Here is a 16,383-nt window from a genome sequence, read left to right on the forward strand (position 1 = left end):
GCGGGGCGTCACCCGCCGCCGAATGCGAAGATTGCGGCATGACCACGCTCAAGTCCACGCTGCACGACGACCTCACCGCCGCCATCAAGGCGCGTGACGAGCTGCGCTCCTCCACCCTCCGGCTCACCCTCTCCGCCGTCGCCTACGAGGAGACCGCGGGCAAGTCCGCCCGTGAGCTCTCCGACGACGAGGTGCTGAAGGTGATCACCCGCGAGGCGAAGAAGCGCCGCGAGGCCGCGGACGCGTTCGACAAGGGCGGCCGCCCCGAGCAGGCCGAGCGGGAGCGCGCGGAGGGCGAGGTGCTCGCCACCTACCTGCCGAAGCAGCTGTCGGACGAGGAGCTCGCCGCGATCGTCGCCGAGGCCGTGGCCGAGGCCAAGGCCGGCGGTGCCGAGGGGCCGAAGGCCATGGGCGCCATCATGAAGATCGTGAACCCCAAGGTCGCCGGCCGCGCCGAGGGCAGCCGCGTCGCCGCGGAGGTCAAGCGGCTCCTCGCGGGCTGATCGCCGGTACGTCCACACAGACCGGCACGTCCACACAGACACGAAGGAGGGGCGCCCGGACCGATTCGGTCCGGGCGCCCCTCCTTCATTCGCTTCCCAGCTGCGGATCAGGCGATCGGGCACCGCCTCAGCGGCCGCCGTCCAGGCCCGTCCCCGGCTGGCTGTGCCGCCCGGTGGTGCCACCGGTCTTGCCGGTGCCGGTGCCGCCCGGCTTGCTGTTCCCGCCGCCCTGCTTGTTGCCGCCGGCGCCCGGCTTGTTCTTGCCGCGCCCGCTGCCGGCGTTACCGCCCCTGCCGGAGTCGCCGCGCTCGCCGCCGCCGACCGCGACGGTGTCGAAGGTCGGGGCCTCCTTGCCCTCCAGGGCGCCCGCCATGGCGTCGCGCCAGATCGGGCCGGGGGTGTCGCCGCCGTAGACCTTGTCGTGGTACTGGCCGCCGATGGTGATGTTCTCCATCTCGACGTCCTTGCCCGGGCCGCCGACCCAGACCGCACCGGCCATGTTGGGCGTGTAGCCGACGAACCAGGCGGCCTTGCGGCCGTCCGTCGTACCGGTCTTGCCCGCGCTGTCGCGCCCGTCCAGACCGGCCTCCTTGCCCGTACCGTCCTCGACGACGCCCTTGAGGAGCGTGTTGACCGTGTCGGCGGTCTGCTCGGACATGGCGCGCGAGCACTTGCTCTTCGGGACCGGCAGGCTCTTGCCGTTCGGACCGGTGGCCGCGTTGATCAGGACGGGCGTGCAGTACGTGCCGCCGTTGGCGAAGGCCGCGTAGGCGGCGGCCATGGTGAGCGGGGACATGCCCTGCGTGCCGAGCGCGATCGACGGCACCTGGTCCATGTCGGCGCCGGAGGCCGGCTCGAGGCCGAGCTTCGCCGCCATCTTCGTCACCGGGCAGGTGCCGATGTCACCGATCATCTGGATGAAGTAGGTGTTGACCGACTTGGCGGTCGCCTCCCGCATCCCGTACGGGCCGACCTCGCTCCGGTTCTCGTTGCTGACGGTCTCGCCGCCGGAGTTCTTCCAGGTGCCGGTGCACGTGTCCACGGTGTCCGGGTAGGCCATCTGGTAGGGCGACGAGTACGACTTGTTGGGCGAGATGCCCTCCTCCAGGGCGGCCGCCGCCAGGATCGGCTTGAAGGTGGAGCCGGTCTGGAAGCCGAAGTTCGACCCGCCCCGGTTCTTGTCGGCCGAGAGGTTGATCTGCGTCTGGTGGTCGCCGAAGCCGTACGGGCGCGACTGGCCCATGCCGAGCACCTTGCCGGTGCCGGGCTGCACGATCGAGATCGCGGTGGCCACCGGGTCGGACTGGTAGACGTGGTCGGTGATCGACTTCTGGACGGACTTCTGCGTCTGCGGGTCGAGGGTGGTGCGGATCGTCATGCCGCCCTCGTTCCAGCGCTTGGCCCGCGCCTCCTTGGTCTTGCCGAAGGCCGGGTCCTTGAGGAAGACCTCGCGGACGTAGTCGCAGAAGAAGCCGGCGCCGTTCACGGCGGTGATGCAGCCGCTCTTGGGCCGGGTGACCTTGAGCTTGAGGGGCTCTGCCTTGGCGGCTGCGGCCTCCTCCGGGGTCACCACCTTGAGCTCGGCCATGCGCTGCAGCACGGTGTTGCGGCGCTTGGTCGCCTCGTTCGGGGCGTTCACGGGGTCGTAGCGGCTCGGCGACTGCACGATGCCGGCCAGCATCGCCGACTCCGCCAGGGTGAGGTCCTTCGCGCGCTTGCTGAAGTAGCGCTGGGAGGCGGCCTCGACGCCGTAGGACTGCTGCCCGAAGAAGGTGATGTTCAGGTAGTTGTTGAGGATCCGGTCCTTGCCGAGCTCCTTCTCCACCTGAATGGCGTACTTCAGCTCCTTGACCTTGCGGCCGAGGGTCTGCTGGGTGGCCACGGCGACCTTGTCGGGGTCGTCGCCGGCCTCCTCCACGAAGATGTTCTTGATGTACTGCTGGGTGAGCGTGGAGGCGCCCTCGGAGACGCCGCCCGACTGCGCGTTCTTGTTGAGCGCCCGGAGCACGCCCTTGAGGTCGATCGCGCCGTGCTCGTAGAAGCGCGCGTCCTCGATGGCGACGATCGCCTTCCGCATGTACGGGGAGATCTCGTTCAGCGGTACGACCGTACGGTCTCTGGAGTAGACCTTGGCGATTTCACCGCCCTCGGAGTCCAGGATTGTGGTGCGCTGGCTGAGCGGTGGGGTCTTCATACTGGCCGGGATCTCGTCGAACCCCTCGACCGACTCCTTGGCCACTAGGCCGAATGCCCCGACGGCAGGCAGGGCCAGGCCCGCCAGAACCGCTCCGGAGAGCACGCTGACACCGAGGAATTTGGCGGCCATCCGGGTCCTGTTGGACCCCTCGCCCGAGCGCTTCTTACCCATGGAGGGAAGCCTACGTTCTCATTCGGCGGACAGACGCCCGTGTGTTCGCCTACGCTGTTTCACGCCAGTCACTGCGGTGTGATTCAGCATCATCTCCACTCTCACTCTTGTGGGTGATGAGAGGTGTCCGTATTGCCGTCGGTGTCACTCTCTGGGTTATCCGACCCGGGTGACCTGCCCCGATATGACGAGTTAGTCGGTAATGTCGTCCGCTCACTCCGTTGGGTGATCTGCCGCGTACGCATAGTCCGTTCGGGCCATCCAAGATTGGGCCCGAAGGGGGTGTTGCCCCCTGCCCGCCTTCCGTAACGTCCTCAACTGGCAACGGTGAATATGCCGCTGCCGCCGTGGGGGAGCCCCGATTCGGGAGAGGACGGCGCCAGCATGGGCTGGGTAACCGACTGGAGTGCGCAGGCAGCCTGCCGCACTACCGATCCGGATGAACTATTCGTTCAGGGCGCTGCACAGAACAGGGCCAAGGCGGTATGCACCGGATGCCCGGTGCGCACGGAGTGTCTGGCGGATGCGCTGGACAACCGCGTCGAGTTCGGCGTGTGGGGCGGGATGACCGAGCGCGAGCGCAGGGCGCTGCTGCGGCGCAGGCCGACGGTCACCTCCTGGCGCAGGCTCCTGGAGACCGCCCGCACGGAATACGAGCGCGGGGCGGGAATCCTGTCCCTCGGCGACGACGAGTACGGCGACTACGCCGCCGTCGGGTAGGCGACGGCCGGCCGGCGGAGATTCCCGCAGGCGCGAGGCGTCCGTAGCCCCCACGCGCGGGGCATGTGCAGCGCTCGGCTCACTCCGCGTCGACGGTGCTCGCTTCGGCGCCCGACGGGCCCGTAGAGGCGTTCTCAGAGGCATCCGCGGGGGCATCCACGGAGGCGGTGGCGGCAGGCTGGACGGCGAGGCGCTCGCCGATCTCCCGCAGTCCCGCCAGGTCGTGCACATCACCGGGCAGGGCGGCCACTTCCGCCACCGCGACCTCCGGGTGCAGAGCGGTGAAGCGGTCACGCGTGCGCCGCTCGCGGGCGAGCACCTGCATGCGCTCGGCGTGCAGCCGCAGCAGACCGGCCGCGGTCTTCGAAGCATCGTCGGCCGCTGAAGCCGCTGAAGCCGCTGAAGCTGTGTTCGAATCTGTGCCCGGATCTGTGTCCGGATCTCCTGAGGATGCCGGCTGGGGGAGGCCGCTCTCGGGAGGGGACGGGACCGTGGGAGCGCCGGTTCCTGCGACGCGGGCGGTACGTGAGCCAGCTTGCCCGCTCTCACGATCCACAATGCCGCCGTCGGCAAGATTTTCCGATGTTCCTTCCGGGGTCGTGTCCGAAGCCGCGCCCGGGGGCGCCTCCGGCGCCTTCGCAGGCCGCTCCGGGAGCCCTTCCGCCAGGGCCTCGGCCGCGGCGAGCGCCCGGTCCGCCGGGAGCTGATCGGCCGCACTGCCGTGCACCCGGTTGAGGACGAGCCCCGCCAGCGGCATCCGTTCCGCGGCCAGCCGCTCCACGAAGTACGCCGCCTCGCGCAGCGCATCCCGCTCCGGCGCCGCGACGACCAGGAAGGCCGTACCGGGGGCCTGCAGCAGCCGGTACGTGGCATCCGCGCGCGTGCGGAAGCCGCCGAACATGGTGTCCATGGCCGCCACGAACGTCTGGACGTCCCGGAGGAGCTGGGCCCCCATCAGCTTGTTCAGCGGCCCGCTCATCACGGACATGCCGACGCCCAGGAACTTCATCCCGGCCCGCCCGCCGAGCTTCGCCGGAGCGACCAGCAGCTTGATGAGCTTGCCGTCCAGGAACGACCCGAGGCGCCCGGGAGCGTCCAGGAAGTCGAGCGCGGAGCGGCTCGGCGGGGTGTCCACGACGATCAGGTCCCACTCGTCGCGGGAGCGCAGCTGGCCGAGCTTCTCCATGGCCATGTACTCCTGCGTGCCCGCGAAACCGGCCGACAGGGACTGGTAGAAGGGGTTCTCGAGGATCGCCCGGGCGCGCTCCTTGTCGGAGTGGGCCTCCACGATCTCGTCGAAGGTCCGCTTCATGTCGAGCATCATGGCGTGCAGCTCGCCGCCGGCGGACGTGTCGATGCCGGGCACCCGGCGGGGCACGTTGTCGAGCTCTTCGATGCCCATCGACTGCGCCAGCCTGCGCGCCGGGTCGATGGTCAGGACGACGACCTTCCGGCCGCGCTCCGCCGCCCGCAGGCCGATGGCCGCCGCAGTGGTCGTCTTGCCGACGCCGCCGGAGCCGCAGCACACGACGATGCGCGTGCGGGGATTGTCCAGGACGGGGTCGACGGCGAGGACGGACGCGGCGTCGAGGCCCTTCCGCTGGGCCGGCAGATGTGCGGTCAACGGGCCACTCCTTGCTTCCGCAGTTCGCGCGCCATGCGGTACAGCCCCGCCAGGTCAACGCCGTCGCCGAGCAGTTCCAGTTCGTACGTGGGGAGGCCGAGCTCCGCTATGCCGGCGCGCCCGCGGTGCTCCAGGGCGAGCCGCTCGATGTGCTCGCGGGCCTCGGCCAGCAGGGGATCGACGAGCTGCTCGGCGAGGCCGGGGTTGCGCGCGCCGCCGAAGCCGGTGCGCTCCAGGGAGTGCGAGAGGGCCTGCGCCACGGCGGCCCGCTGCCCGTTCGCAGCGGCCTCCACGGCCTCGGCGTCCAGGATCTCCGGCCGCACCATGTTGATGACGACGCCGCCCACGGGAAGGCCCGCCGCGCGGAGCTCCGCGATGCCGTCGCACGTCTCCTGGACGGGCATCTCCTCCAGCAGCGTCACGAAGTGCACCGCCGTCTCGGGTGACTTGAGTACCCGCATGACGGCCTGCGCCTGGTTGTGGATCGGGCCGATCCGGGCGAGGCCGGCCACCTCGTCGTTCACGTTGAGGAAGCGGGTGACGCGGCCGGTGGGCGGGGCGTCCATGACGACGTGGTCGTAGACGAAGCGGCCCGTGCGGTCCTTGCGGCGCACCGCCTCGCAGGCCTTTCCGGTGAGCAGGACGTCGCGCAGCCCGGGTGCGATGGTTGTCGCAAAATCGATGGCGCCGAGCTTCCTCAGCGCCCGGCCGGCGCTGCCGAGCTTGTAGAACATCTGCAGGTAGTCGAGGAGCGCCCGCTCGGCGTCGATGGCCAGGGCGAACACCTCGCCCCCGCCCGGCGCCACGGCTATCTTGCGCTCCTCGTAGGGCAGCGCCTCCGTCTCGAACAGCTGGGCAATGCCCTGCCGGCCTTCCACCTCCACCAGGAGAGTGCGTTTGCCCTCGGCGGCGAGGGCAAGCGCGAGTGCCGCGGCGACCGTGGTCTTGCCGGTTCCGCCCTTGCCGCTGACGACATGGAGCCTGCTCATGATTCGGAGCCTAATTCCTTTCCGACGGCCTTGTGGCGGCAGGTGGCGACATGAGGCTGTTCGAACGGCGAGGGTGCGCCGGCGCTCGGCCACGCCCGCATGGACGACCCGTGGACGGGCCCGGCCGGGGCTGTCGGCGCGAGGCATTACAGTCGGCCTATGACCAAATGGGAATACGCCACCGTGCCGCTGCTCGTGCACGCGACCAAGCAGATCCTGGACACCTGGGGCGAGGACGGCTGGGAGCTCGTCCAGGTCGTGCCGGGGCCGAACAACCCCGAGCAGCTGGTGGCCTACCTCAAGCGGCCGAAGCCGTGAGCGCCGTCGAGAGCCGGCTCGCCGAGCTCGGCCTGACCCTGCCGGACGTCGTGCCGCCGATCGCCGCCTACCAGCCGGCCGTGCGGTCCGGGGCCTACGTGTACACGGCGGGCCAGCTGCCGATGGTCAAGGGCTCCATCCCCGTGACGGGCAAGGTCGGCGCCGAGGTCAGCGCCGAGCAGGCCAAGGAGCTCGCGGCGACCTGCGCGCTCAACGCCCTGGCCGCCGTCAAGTCGGTCATCGGTGACCTGGACCGGATCGTGCGCGTGGTGAAGGTCGTCGGCTTCGTCGCCTCCGCCCCCGACTTCACCGCCCAGCCGGGTGTCCTCAACGGTGCCAGCGAGCTGCTCGGCGAGGTGCTCGGCGAGAAGGGCGTGCACGCCCGCTCTGCCGTCGGCGTCGCGGTGCTGCCGCTGGACGCGCCGGTCGAGGTCGAGATCGTCGTCGAGGTCCGGGACTGATCCGGGACCGGCTCCTGAGCGGGCCGGCGGCCGAGTAGCGGCCGGACCGGGTCCGGGCACCTCCCGGCCGCCCCGGTCCGCTACGGGCGTCGTCCCCTCGAACATCCGCGCGCGAGCGCATAGCATCCGGCCATGTCGACTTCGAACGGCCAGTGGTATCCGCCGGAGTGGCCGGACCGGATCAGAGCGCTCACGCGCGGGGAGCTCCACCCCGTGAGCCCCCGCCGTGCCGCGACCGTCCTGCTGCTGCGCGACGGAGCCGACGGCCCCGCCGTCCACATGCTGCGCAGACGCGCCTCCATGGCCTTCGCCGGAGGCGCGTACGCGTATCCGGGCGGCTCCGTCGACTCGCGCGACGAGCGGGACGTGCCCTGGGCCGGACCGGCCCCCGCGCAGTGGGCCCGGAGCCTGGGCGTCGACGCCGCCTCGGCCCAGGCCATCGTCTGCGCCGCGGTCCGGGAGACCTTCGAGGAGGCCGGGGTGCTGCTCGCCGGGCCCACCCCCGGCACGGTCGTCGCGGACACCACGGGCCCCGAGTGGGAGGCCGAGAGGGCCGCCCTCGTCAGCCGCGAGCTGTCGTTCGCCGACTTCCTCGTGCAGCGCGGCCTGCTGCTGCGCAGCGACCTCCTGGGCGGCTGGGCGCGCTGGATCACGCCCGAGTTCGAACCGCGCCGCTACGACACCTGGTTCTTCGTCGCCGCGCTCCCCGAGGGGCAGCGCACCCGCAACGCCTCCACGGAGGCGGACCGTACGGTGTGGATCCGCCCCGCCGACGCGGCCGACGGCTTCGACCGCGGCGAGCTGCTGATGATGCCGCCCACCATCTCCACGCTGCGCGAGCTGCGCCCCTACGGCAGCGCCGCCGAAGCGCTGACCGCCGCGCGTGACAGGGATCTCACCCCCGTCCTGGCCCGAGCGCGGCTCGAAGGGGAGGAGATCGTGCTGAGCTGGCCCGGACACGACGAATTCACCCGGCGCGTCGCCGGCAAACCCTCGGGACCTTCGGAGGCCGACCGATGACATCCGCGACCGAACTCCCCGGCCGCCCGCGCGCAGGGGCCATCGGCGGTCCGGCGACCGCCCGCGCGACCTGCGTCCTCGCGCCCAACCCCTCCGCCATGACGCTCGACGGCACCAATACGTGGATCGTCGCCGAACCGGACTCCGACCTCGCCGTCGTCATCGATCCCGGGCCGCTGGACGACACCCACCTGCAGGCCGTTATCTCGACCGCCGAGGCCGCCGGGAAGCGCGTCGCCCTCACCCTGCTGACCCACGGTCACCCCGACCACTTCGACGGCGCCGCGCGCTTCGCCGAGCTGACCGGCACCCGCGTACGGGCCCTGGACCCGGCGCTGCGCCTGGGCGGCGAGGGCCTCGGCATCGGTGACGTGGTCACCACCGGCGGCCTGGAGCTGCACGTGCTCTCCACGCCGGGCCACACCGCCGACTCGCTGTGCTTCCACCTGCCCGCCGACCGGGCGCTGTTCACCGGCGACACGGTGCTGGGCCGCGGCACGACGGTCGTCGCCCACCCCGAGGGCCGGCTCGGCGACTACCTCGACTCCCTGCGCCGGCTGCGCGCGCTCGCCGTGGAGGAGGACGTGCAGACGATCCTTCCCGGGCACGGCCCGGTCCTCGACGACGCGCGCGGTGCCATCGACTTCTACCTCGTGCACCGGGCGAAGCGGCTGGCCCAGGTGGAGACCGCCGTGGAGAACGGCTACCGCTCGGCCGCGGAAGTGGTCGCCCACGTCTACGCGGACGTCGACCGCTCGCTGTGGCCGGCCGCGGAGCTGTCCGTACGGGCGCAGCTGGAGTATCTGGGGGAGCACGGGCTGATCCAGTGAGCGGCGCTCCGCGTCGCCGTCGCCGCCCTGTGCGCTCATGACGAGCGCATGGCTGATGACGAGCGCATGGCTCATGACCCCAGGGCATGCCGAAGGCCCCTGCCGTTCCCGGCAGGGGCCTTCCGAGCTTGTGGGCGCGCCGGAGGGCGCTCCCGTTGGGCCGTGCGCCCGGGGCGTGCGGTGTGCACGCCCCGCACGGCTTGCGTCAGCGGGAGCGCTTCGCGAGCCGCTCCACGTCGAGGAGGATCACCGCACGGGCCTCCAGACGCAGCCAGCCGCGGCCGGCGAAGTCGGCGAGGGCCTTGTTGACCGTCTCGCGGGAGGCGCCGACGAGCTGGGCCAGCTCCTCCTGGGTGAGGTCGTGCACCACGTGGATGCCTTCCTCGGACTGCACGCCGAAGCGGCGCGACAGGTCGAGCAGGGCCTTGGCGACGCGGCCGGGGACGTCCGAGAAGACGAGGTCGGACATCGAGTCGTTGGTGCGGCGCAGCCGGCGGGCGACGGCGCGCAGCAGTGCGGTGGCCACCTCCGGGCGGGCGTTGAGCCAGGGCTGCAGGTCGCCGTGGCCGAGGCCGAGCAGCTTGACCTCGGTGAGGGCGGTGGCGGTGGCGGTGCGCGGCCCGGGGTCGAAGAGCGACAGCTCCCCGATGAGCTCGCCGGGGCCCAGGACGGCCAGCATGTTCTCGCGGCCGTCGGGGGAGGTGCGGTGGAGCTTCACCTTGCCCTCGGTCACCACGTAGAGGCGGTCGCCGGGGTCCCCTTCGTGGAACAGGGCGTCGCCCCTCGCGAGGGTGGCCTCGCCCATGGAGGCGCGCAGCTCAGCGGCCTGCTCGTCATCGAGCGCCGCGAAAAGCGGGGCGCGCCGCAGAACGTCGTCCACGAGTTCTCTCCTTGTCGACATGCACAGAGGACCGTGGTCCCCATGATGCCCGTCGGTAAAACTGTGTGATCAAACACAAGTGTCGCGCATCGTCGCCCGAAGCCCTACGGCAGGGGTCCGATTGGGCTGTGGTTTTCCTGCGTGAGGGCCGGATGTCAGTGGTGGGGCTTAGTCTGGCCGGGTGTCCAATACGCCGGTGAGAGCACAGGGCAAGGGGGCTGGAAGGGTGACTCCGCCTCGTAATTCCGCTGTGGGCGAACGCGCGCCTACGGGGGCGGCGAAAGTCGCAAGCAAGGACAAAAAGGAAAGCGGAAGTGCATCTTCCGAATCTTCCGCAAAGGCGGCGAAGCGGGTGACCAAGGCTTCGGCGAAGCCGGAATCCCGCACTGCTCTCGTCCGCCGTGCCCGCCGCATCAACCGCGAGCTCGCCGAGGTCTATCCCTACGCCCACCCCGAGCTCGACTTCGAGAATCCCTTCGAGCTCCTGGTCGCCACGGTCCTCTCCGCCCAGACGACGGACCTGCGGGTCAACCAGACCACCCCGGCCCTCTTCGCCGCCTATCCCACGCCGGAGGACATGGCCGCCGCCGACCCCGAGGCGCTGGAACAGCTCATCCGGCCCACGGGCTTCTTCCGCGCCAAGGCCAAGTCGCTCATCGGCCTGTCCGCCGCCATCCGCGACCGCTTCGGCGGAGAGGTGCCCGGCCGCATAGAGGATCTCGTCAGCCTCCCCGGCGTCGGCCGGAAGACCGCCCACGTCGTCCTCGGCAATGCCTTCGGCAGGCCGGGGATCACTGTGGACACCCACTTCGGGCGGCTCGTACGGCGCTGGAAGTGGACCGACGCCACCGACCCCGAGAAGGTCGAGGCCGAGATCTGCGCGCTCTTCCCCAAGAGCGAGTGGACCATGCTCTCGCACCGCGTCATCTTCCACGGCCGGCGCATCTGCCACTCCCGCCGGCCGGCCTGCGGTGCCTGCCCGATCGCCCCGCTCTGCCCCTCGTACGGGGAGGGCGAGACGGATCCCGAGAAGGCCAGCAAGCTCCTGAAGTACGAGAAGGGCGGCAAGCCCGGTCAGCGGCTCAAGCCCCCGCCCGACTACCCGGGCCTGCCGGCCCCGCCGCTGGGAGGCGACGCATGACGAGCACGTACGGCCGAGGAGCCACGGTCACCGCCGAGGGGCTGCCCGGGTGGCTGGAGCCGGTGGCGCGCGCCTCGGAGACGATCGAGCCCCATCAGCTCAGCCGCTTCCTGCCGCCGGAGACCGGCGGCCGGCAGTCCGCCGTGCTCGTCCTCTTCGGTGACGGCCCCAAGGGCCCGGAGCTGCTCCTCCTGGAGCGGGCCGGGACGCTGCGCTCGCACGCCGGGCAGCCGTCGTTCCCCGGCGGCGCCCTCGACCCGGAGGACGGCGACCCGGCCTCCGGCGGGCTGGTGCGGGCCGCCCTGCGCGAGGCGGAGGAGGAGACCGGGCTCGACCCCTCGGGCGTCCAGATCTTCGGCGTCCTGCCCCAGCTGTACATCCCGGTGAGCGGCTTCGTCGTCACCCCCGTCCTCGGCTGGTGGCGCGAGCCGACCCCGGTCAAGCCGGTCGACAAGGCCGAGACCGCCCGGGTCTTCACCGTCCCGGTGGCCCACCTGACCGACCCGGAGAACAGGGCCACCGCGATACACCCGAGCGGTCACACCGGCCCGGCCTTCCTGGTCGAGGACGCCCTCGTCTGGGGCTTCACCGCAGGCGTGATCGACCGGATCCTGCACTACGCCGGCTGGGAGCGCCCCTGGGACCGCGAACGGCAGGTCCCGCTGGACTGGCGTTCCTGACGGACATGAGACGGTGATCCCGGCCCCCGCCGTCCCCCGGGCCGGCGACACCGCAGACGACATCATTGCGAGGCATACCCGGTGAACGTGCTGGACATCGTGCTGCTGGTCGCCGCCGTGTGGTTCGCCGTCGTCGGCTACCGCCAGGGCTTCGTGGTCGGTGTGCTGTCGGTGATCGGGTTCCTCGGCGGCGGTCTCGTGGCGGTCTATCTGCTGCCCGTCATCTGGGACAGCGCCACCGGCGAGGCCACCCCGGGCACCGCCGCCGCCATAGCGGCCGTCGTCATCGTCATCGTGTGCGCCTCCGTCGGCCAGGCCGCCACCACCCACCTGGGCAACAAGCTCCGCCGCCACATCACCTGGTCCCCGGCCCGCGCCCTGGACGCCACCGGCGGCGCGCTCGTCAACGTCCTGGCGATGCTGCTGGTGGCCTGGCTGATCGGCTCCGCCCTCGCCGGCACCTCCCTGCCGACGCTCGGCAAGGAGGTCCGCAACTCCAAGGTGCTCCTCGGCGTCGCCCGCGTGGTGCCCCCGCAGGCCAACACCTGGTTCGCGGACTTCAGCACCGTCCTCGCGCAGAACGGTTTCCCGCAGGTCTTCGCGCCCTTCTCCACCGAGCCGATCACCAACGTGCCCGCCCCCGACCCCGCGCTCGCGGGCAGCCCCGTCGCCACGGAGGCCCAGCGCAGCATCGTCAAGGTCGTCGGCACCGCGCCCAGCTGCGGCAAGGTCCTGGAGGGCACCGGCTTCGTCTTCGCCCCGCAGCGCGTGATGACCAACGCCCACGTCGTCGGCGGCGTCGACGAGCCGACCGTGCAGGTCGGCGGCCAGGGCCGGCAGTACGAGGCGAAGGTCGTCCTCTACGACTGGAAGCGCGACATCGCCGTGCTGGACGTGCCGGACCTGGAAGCGCCCGAGCTGCGGTTCGCGGAGGCCGATGCGGAGAGCGGCAAGGGCGCCATCGTGGCCGGCTTCCCGGAGAACGGCTCCTACGACGTGCGCGCCGCGCGCGTCCGCAGCCGCGTCCAGGCGAACGGCCCGGACATCTACCGCCGCGGCAACGTCCGCCGCGATGTGTACTCGCTCTACACGATCGTCCGCCAGGGCAACTCCGGCGGGCCCCTGCTCACACCGGACGGCCGGGTCTACGGGGTGGTCTTCGCCAAGTCCCTCGACGACGCCGAGACCGGTTACGCCCTCACGGCGGACGAGGTGCGCGGCGACGCCACCAGCGGCCGCCGGGCGACCGAGCGGGTCAACACCCAGGGCTGCGCCCTCTGAGGCCCTCCTGAGGGGCCCTCCGGGAACTTGCCGGGGTCAACCCGGGTCACGCGCACCGGCCGGGCGAGGCGCACCGGCCGGGCGGTCAGCGGCTGCGCAGCCGGCGGATGTGCGGTCAGCGGCTGCGCGGGTGATGGCGAAGCCGCGCCGACACCCAGCGGGCGCGGCGGCGGATGATGCGCGGAATGCCGATGCGCGGATCGTGGCCGGCGGACGGCCGGTGCTCACCCCTCCCGGTCCTCTCCGGCAGCTCGCTCACGATCAGCGCGGCGTCGCCCTCGGCGCCCCGCTCCTGAGTCACGTCACGGTAGTCGTGCGTCCAGCCCATACCGTGCTCTGTGCCCGGGCCGAAAGGTCGGTAATCGCCCGGGGGTCCCTCAGTTGGCCTATGCGTCGGGCAATTGGCCGTTCGAAGAACGGACGTTCCTGCCCGCTGTGCGGTGCGGGAGGCGTGCCGGAGCAGCCCGTCACCTGCCCGGAACCGGCCCGGCGGAGGCCTTCCGGCTGCCCTTTACCGGTCCGGCTCGGGGTCCTTGAGCCAGTTCACGAGCTCCGTCGAGAACGCCACCGGGTCCTCCTCGTGGGGGAAGTGGCCCAGGCCGTCGAACAGCCGCCAGCGGTACGGCGCCTCCACGTACTCCCCGGAGCCCGCGGCGCTGCGCGTACGCATCACCGGATCGAGGGAACCGTGCAGATGCAGTGTGGGCACCCGTACGGGCCGCTTCATGCGCCGGTTGAACTGGATGCCGTCCGGCCGCGCCATCGACCGCACCATCCAGCGGTACGGCTCGATCGAGCAGTGCGCCGTCGACGGGATCGTCATCGCCCGCCGGTAGGTGTCCACGGCCTCGTCCTCCGGCTGACGCGGCCCCGACCACTCCCGCACCAGACGCCCCACCAGTGCCGCGTCGTCGGCGACCAGCCGCCGCTCCGGGATCCACGGCCGCTGGAAGCCCCAGATGTGGCTGCCGGCCGAGCTCTGCTTGGGGTCGGCGAGCATCGCCGAGCGCCAGCGGCGCGGGTGCGGCATGGAGGAGACCGCGAGCCTGCGGACCAGCTTGGGCCGCATCACGGCCGCCGTCCACGCCAGGTAGCCGCCGAGGTCGTGGCCGACCAGCGCGGCGTCCGGCTCGCCCAGGGAGCGGATCACGCCCGTGATGTCGAGGGCGAGGTTGGCCGGGTCGTAGCCCCGCGGCGTACGGTCGCTGCCGCCCACCCCGCGCAGGTCCATGGCCACGGCCCGGAACCCCGCCTCGGCGAGCGCGGGCAGCTGGTGGCGCCACGTCCACCAGAACTGCGGGAAGCCGTGCAGCAGCAGGACCAGCGGCCCGTCGCCCATCTCGGCGATGTGGAACCGTGCGCCGTTCGCCGCGACGTCCCGGTGGACCCAGGGCCCCTCGGGACGCACGACCGACGTGGCGGAACCCCCCGGGACACCCGTCGGAGCCGGCCCCGGCAGGGCCGGGCCCGCCGGGGCGGCAGGGGTGGCCGAGGAGGCGGGGTCGGGTGACGCGGTCGCTGCGGGGGTTTCGGGCACCGTCATACGGTCGAGCGTGTCACAGATGCGTCGGCGGGGCTCGTGTCGGTGAGAGGACGCGGGTGCGGTTTGACGGTGCCCAGCACCGCGGCCGTCTGCTTCGCCGAGGCGATGCTCTTCTCGGGCTTGCTCACCTTCTTGAACTTGGCCACCGCCAGCAGCCCGAGCAGCGCCGCGATCAGCAGGAACGCACCGCCGACGATCAGGAACGACCAGGCGAGCCCGAGGCCCAGGTTGTGGATGCCGTACGCGGCCGCGAAGCTGAGCACGGGCAGCGAGAAGAGCGCGAGCGTCCCGGCCGCGCCGATCGCGCCACCGCCGATGCCGACCCGCTTGACGTCCTGCCGCAGCTCGGCCTTGGCCAGTGCGATCTCGTCGTGCACCAGCGCGGACAGCTCGGTGGTGGCCGTAGCCACCAGCTGGCCGAGAGTGCGGTTCGCACCGTTCGCACCGTCGTCGGCTGCGCTCATCGGCTGCTCCCTCATCTTCGTCGCCACGTCATCCGCGGGCTTTCGGCGGATGTAAAGACTCTCAGATCATGCCGGACCATCGTCACGGGTGGTGTGCCCGGAGGCGACTTCGGCCAGCCTGCGGTGCTCGGCGGCCTTCGCCTCGAGGATCGCCGCCATCCGCAGGTGGTAGGCCGGGTTGTCCTGCTCGTAGATGTCGGGGATGCCGTCCTGGTCGTCGTCGCGGTCCTCGTCCGCGCACAGCTTCCTGTACTTGTTGTCGCGCAGTTTGAGCAGGACGCTCGCCACGACCGCGGCGATCAGCGACCCGACGAGCACGGCCGCCTTGACCTCGTCGGCCAGGACCGGGTCCGTGCCGAAGGCCAGCTCGCCGATCAGCAGCGAGACCGTGAAGCCGATGCCCGCGAGCGAGGCGACGGCCAGCACGTCGGGCCACTTCAGGTCCGGGTTGAGCTCGGCCCGGGTGAACCGGGCCGCGAGCCACGTCCCGCCGAACACGCCGACCGCCTTGCCGACCACCAGACCGAGGACGACACCCAGCGTCTCGGGCTTGGTGAAGACGTCCGACAGCGCGCCGCCGGAGACCACCACACCCGCGGAGAACAGCGCGAAGAGCGGCACCGCCAGTCCCGCCGAGAGCGGGCGCACGATGTGCTCGATGTGCTCGCCGGGGGAGTGCCGCTCGCCCTCGTGGCGGTGGCAGCGCAGCATCAGGCCCATGGCCACGCCCGCGATGGTCGCGTGGACGCCGCTGTTGTACATCAGGGCCCAGTTGACGAATGCCAGTGGCACGTAGACGTACCAGCCGCGGACGCCCTTGCGCAGCAGGAGCCAGAAGACGACCAGTCCCAGCACGGCGCCGCCGAGGGCCGCGAAGTTCAGGCCCGAGGTGAAGAAGACCGCGATGATCAGGATCGCGAACAGGTCGTCGACGACGGCGAGGGTGAGCAGGAACGCGCGCAGCGCCGAAGGCAGCGCCGTGCCGATGACGGCCAGGACGGCCAGGGCGAAGGCGATGTCGGTGGCGGTGGGCACCGCCCAGCCGGCCGTGGAACCGTTTCCGCCGGCGGCGACCGTGAGATAGACGATCGCGGGCATGGCCATGCCGCAGATCGCGGCGACGACGGGCAGCACCGCCGCCTTGGGGTCGCGCAGCTCGCCGGCGACCAGCTCGCGCTTGAGCTCGATGCCCGCGACGAAGAAGAAGACGGCGAGCAGGCCGTCGGCCGCCCAGTGCTGGAGGGAGAGGTTCAGCCCCAGCGAGCCCGGCCCGAAGTGGAAGTCGCGCACGGTCTCGTAGCTGCCGCGCAGCGGGGTGTTCGCCCAGATCAGCGCGGCGACGGCGGCGACGAGCAGGAGCACGCCGCCCACGGTCTCGGTACGCAGGGCATCGGCGAGGAAGTTCCGCTCGGGCAGCGGCAACCGGCCGAGGAATACGGAACGGCGGTTCTTGGGCGCGGCCACGGCGGGGGACCTCCAGGGTCGTCGGGTACACGTGTGCTGTGTGCCGACCAGACTTCCCGGCGCGCCTCTGATTCTTGTCGCATTTTTTACGCGACCA

General features: G+C 71.5%; 17 protein-coding genes. 9 read left to right on the forward strand and 8 right to left on the reverse strand.

The window, feature by feature from the left end; translation table 11 throughout:
- Positions 1-38: 38 nt before the first annotated feature.
- The gene (locus AS857_RS25285) at positions 39-503 is read left to right on the forward strand and encodes a GatB/YqeY domain-containing protein (RefSeq protein ID WP_058045536.1); all 465 of its coding nucleotides are present in this window, start codon (positions 39-41) and stop codon (positions 501-503) included.
- 127 nt (positions 504-630) lie between these two features.
- Here the strand turns inward: AS857_RS25285 and AS857_RS25290 are convergent, their stop codons facing one another.
- Positions 631-2,871 carry a transglycosylase domain-containing protein gene (locus tag AS857_RS25290; protein ID WP_058045537.1) on the reverse strand — a complete coding sequence of 747 codons (2,241 nt, stop codon included), beginning with the start codon at positions 2,869-2,871 and terminating at the stop codon, positions 631-633.
- Between the two features lie 384 nt (positions 2,872-3,255).
- Between AS857_RS25290 and AS857_RS25295 the strand changes: the two genes are divergently transcribed.
- Positions 3,256-3,591, forward strand: a complete 336-nt coding sequence (locus tag AS857_RS25295) for a WhiB family transcriptional regulator (RefSeq protein ID WP_058045538.1) — start codon at positions 3,256-3,258, stop codon at positions 3,589-3,591.
- A 79-nt stretch (positions 3,592-3,670) separates the two neighbouring features.
- On the opposite strand, the gene bagB is transcribed toward AS857_RS25295, so the two are convergent.
- Together bagB and bagA are read right to left on the reverse strand one after the other, a co-directional pair.
- Entirely contained in the window at positions 3,671-5,215 is a 1,545-nt protein-coding gene (gene bagB, locus AS857_RS25300) for an ATPase BagB (RefSeq protein ID WP_079110617.1), read from the reverse strand.
- Positions 5,212-6,204 (reverse strand): ATPase BagA, encoded by a 993-nt coding sequence (gene bagA / locus AS857_RS25305; RefSeq protein ID WP_058045539.1) that lies wholly within the window; start codon positions 6,202-6,204, stop codon positions 5,212-5,214. Before bagA ends, bagB begins: the two co-directional genes overlap by 4 nt.
- A 159-nt stretch (positions 6,205-6,363) precedes the next feature.
- On the opposite strand from bagA, the gene AS857_RS39185 reads away from it, so the two are divergent.
- The 4 genes from AS857_RS39185 to AS857_RS25320 all read left to right on the forward strand — a co-directional run bounded on the left by AS857_RS39185 (position 6,364) and on the right by AS857_RS25320 (position 8,833).
- Positions 6,364-6,522 (forward strand): Sp36 family protein, encoded by a 159-nt coding sequence (locus tag AS857_RS39185; RefSeq protein ID WP_086785308.1) that lies wholly within the window; start codon positions 6,364-6,366, stop codon positions 6,520-6,522.
- Positions 6,519-6,983 (forward strand): RidA family protein, encoded by a 465-nt coding sequence (locus AS857_RS25310; RefSeq protein WP_058045540.1) that lies wholly within the window; start codon positions 6,519-6,521, stop codon positions 6,981-6,983. Before AS857_RS39185 ends, AS857_RS25310 begins: the two co-directional genes overlap by 4 nt.
- Before the next feature lie 132 nt (positions 6,984-7,115).
- Complete coding sequence (locus AS857_RS25315) at positions 7,116-8,003, forward strand: NUDIX hydrolase (protein ID WP_058045541.1); 888 nt, start codon at positions 7,116-7,118, stop codon at positions 8,001-8,003.
- On the forward strand, positions 8,000-8,833 hold the full coding sequence (locus tag AS857_RS25320) for an MBL fold metallo-hydrolase (protein WP_058045542.1): 834 nt from the start codon (positions 8,000-8,002) through the stop codon (positions 8,831-8,833). The genes AS857_RS25315 and AS857_RS25320 overlap by 4 nt, the downstream gene beginning before the upstream one ends.
- A 205-nt stretch (positions 8,834-9,038) precedes the next feature.
- Here the strand turns inward: AS857_RS25320 and AS857_RS25325 are convergent, their stop codons facing one another.
- Positions 9,039-9,713, reverse strand: coding sequence for a Crp/Fnr family transcriptional regulator (locus AS857_RS25325; RefSeq protein WP_030367278.1), 675 nt, complete (start codon positions 9,711-9,713; stop codon positions 9,039-9,041).
- A 352-nt stretch (positions 9,714-10,065) separates the two neighbouring features.
- Between AS857_RS25325 and nth the strand changes: the two genes are divergently transcribed.
- The 3 genes from nth to AS857_RS25340 all read left to right on the forward strand — a co-directional run bounded on the left by nth (position 10,066) and on the right by AS857_RS25340 (position 12,815).
- The gene (gene nth, locus AS857_RS25330; protein WP_245700491.1) at positions 10,066-10,854 is read left to right on the forward strand and encodes an endonuclease III; all 789 of its coding nucleotides are present in this window, start codon (positions 10,066-10,068) and stop codon (positions 10,852-10,854) included.
- Positions 10,851-11,534, forward strand: a complete 684-nt coding sequence (locus AS857_RS25335) for an NUDIX hydrolase (RefSeq protein ID WP_058045544.1) — start codon at positions 10,851-10,853, stop codon at positions 11,532-11,534. Before nth ends, AS857_RS25335 begins: the two co-directional genes overlap by 4 nt.
- A gap of 81 nt (positions 11,535-11,615) precedes the next feature.
- Positions 11,616-12,815: a MarP family serine protease gene (locus tag AS857_RS25340; protein WP_058045545.1), complete on the forward strand. Its 1,200-nt coding sequence runs from the start codon at positions 11,616-11,618 to the stop codon at positions 12,813-12,815.
- Positions 12,816-12,930: 115 nt separating this feature from the next.
- On the opposite strand, the gene AS857_RS25345 is transcribed toward AS857_RS25340, so the two are convergent.
- From AS857_RS25345 to nhaA, 4 genes are all read right to left on the reverse strand, one after another.
- Entirely contained in the window at positions 12,931-13,143 is a 213-nt protein-coding gene (locus AS857_RS25345) for a hypothetical protein (protein ID WP_058045546.1), read from the reverse strand.
- Between the two features lie 183 nt (positions 13,144-13,326).
- Positions 13,327-14,358 (reverse strand): alpha/beta fold hydrolase, encoded by a 1,032-nt coding sequence (locus tag AS857_RS25350; protein ID WP_173864804.1) that lies wholly within the window; start codon positions 14,356-14,358, stop codon positions 13,327-13,329.
- Positions 14,355-14,822 carry a phage holin family protein gene (locus tag AS857_RS25355; RefSeq protein ID WP_058045547.1) on the reverse strand — a complete coding sequence of 156 codons (468 nt, stop codon included), beginning with the start codon at positions 14,820-14,822 and terminating at the stop codon, positions 14,355-14,357. The genes AS857_RS25350 and AS857_RS25355 overlap by 4 nt, the downstream gene beginning before the upstream one ends.
- Before the next feature lie 66 nt (positions 14,823-14,888).
- Positions 14,889-16,286 carry a Na+/H+ antiporter NhaA gene (nhaA, locus tag AS857_RS25360; RefSeq protein WP_058045548.1) on the reverse strand — a complete coding sequence of 466 codons (1,398 nt, stop codon included), beginning with the start codon at positions 16,284-16,286 and terminating at the stop codon, positions 14,889-14,891.
- Between the last annotated feature and the right edge of the window lie 97 nt (positions 16,287-16,383).

It is taken from the genome of Streptomyces roseifaciens, assembly GCF_001445655.1.
Classification (GTDB): domain Bacteria; phylum Actinomycetota; class Actinomycetes; order Streptomycetales; family Streptomycetaceae; genus Streptomyces; species Streptomyces aureoversilis.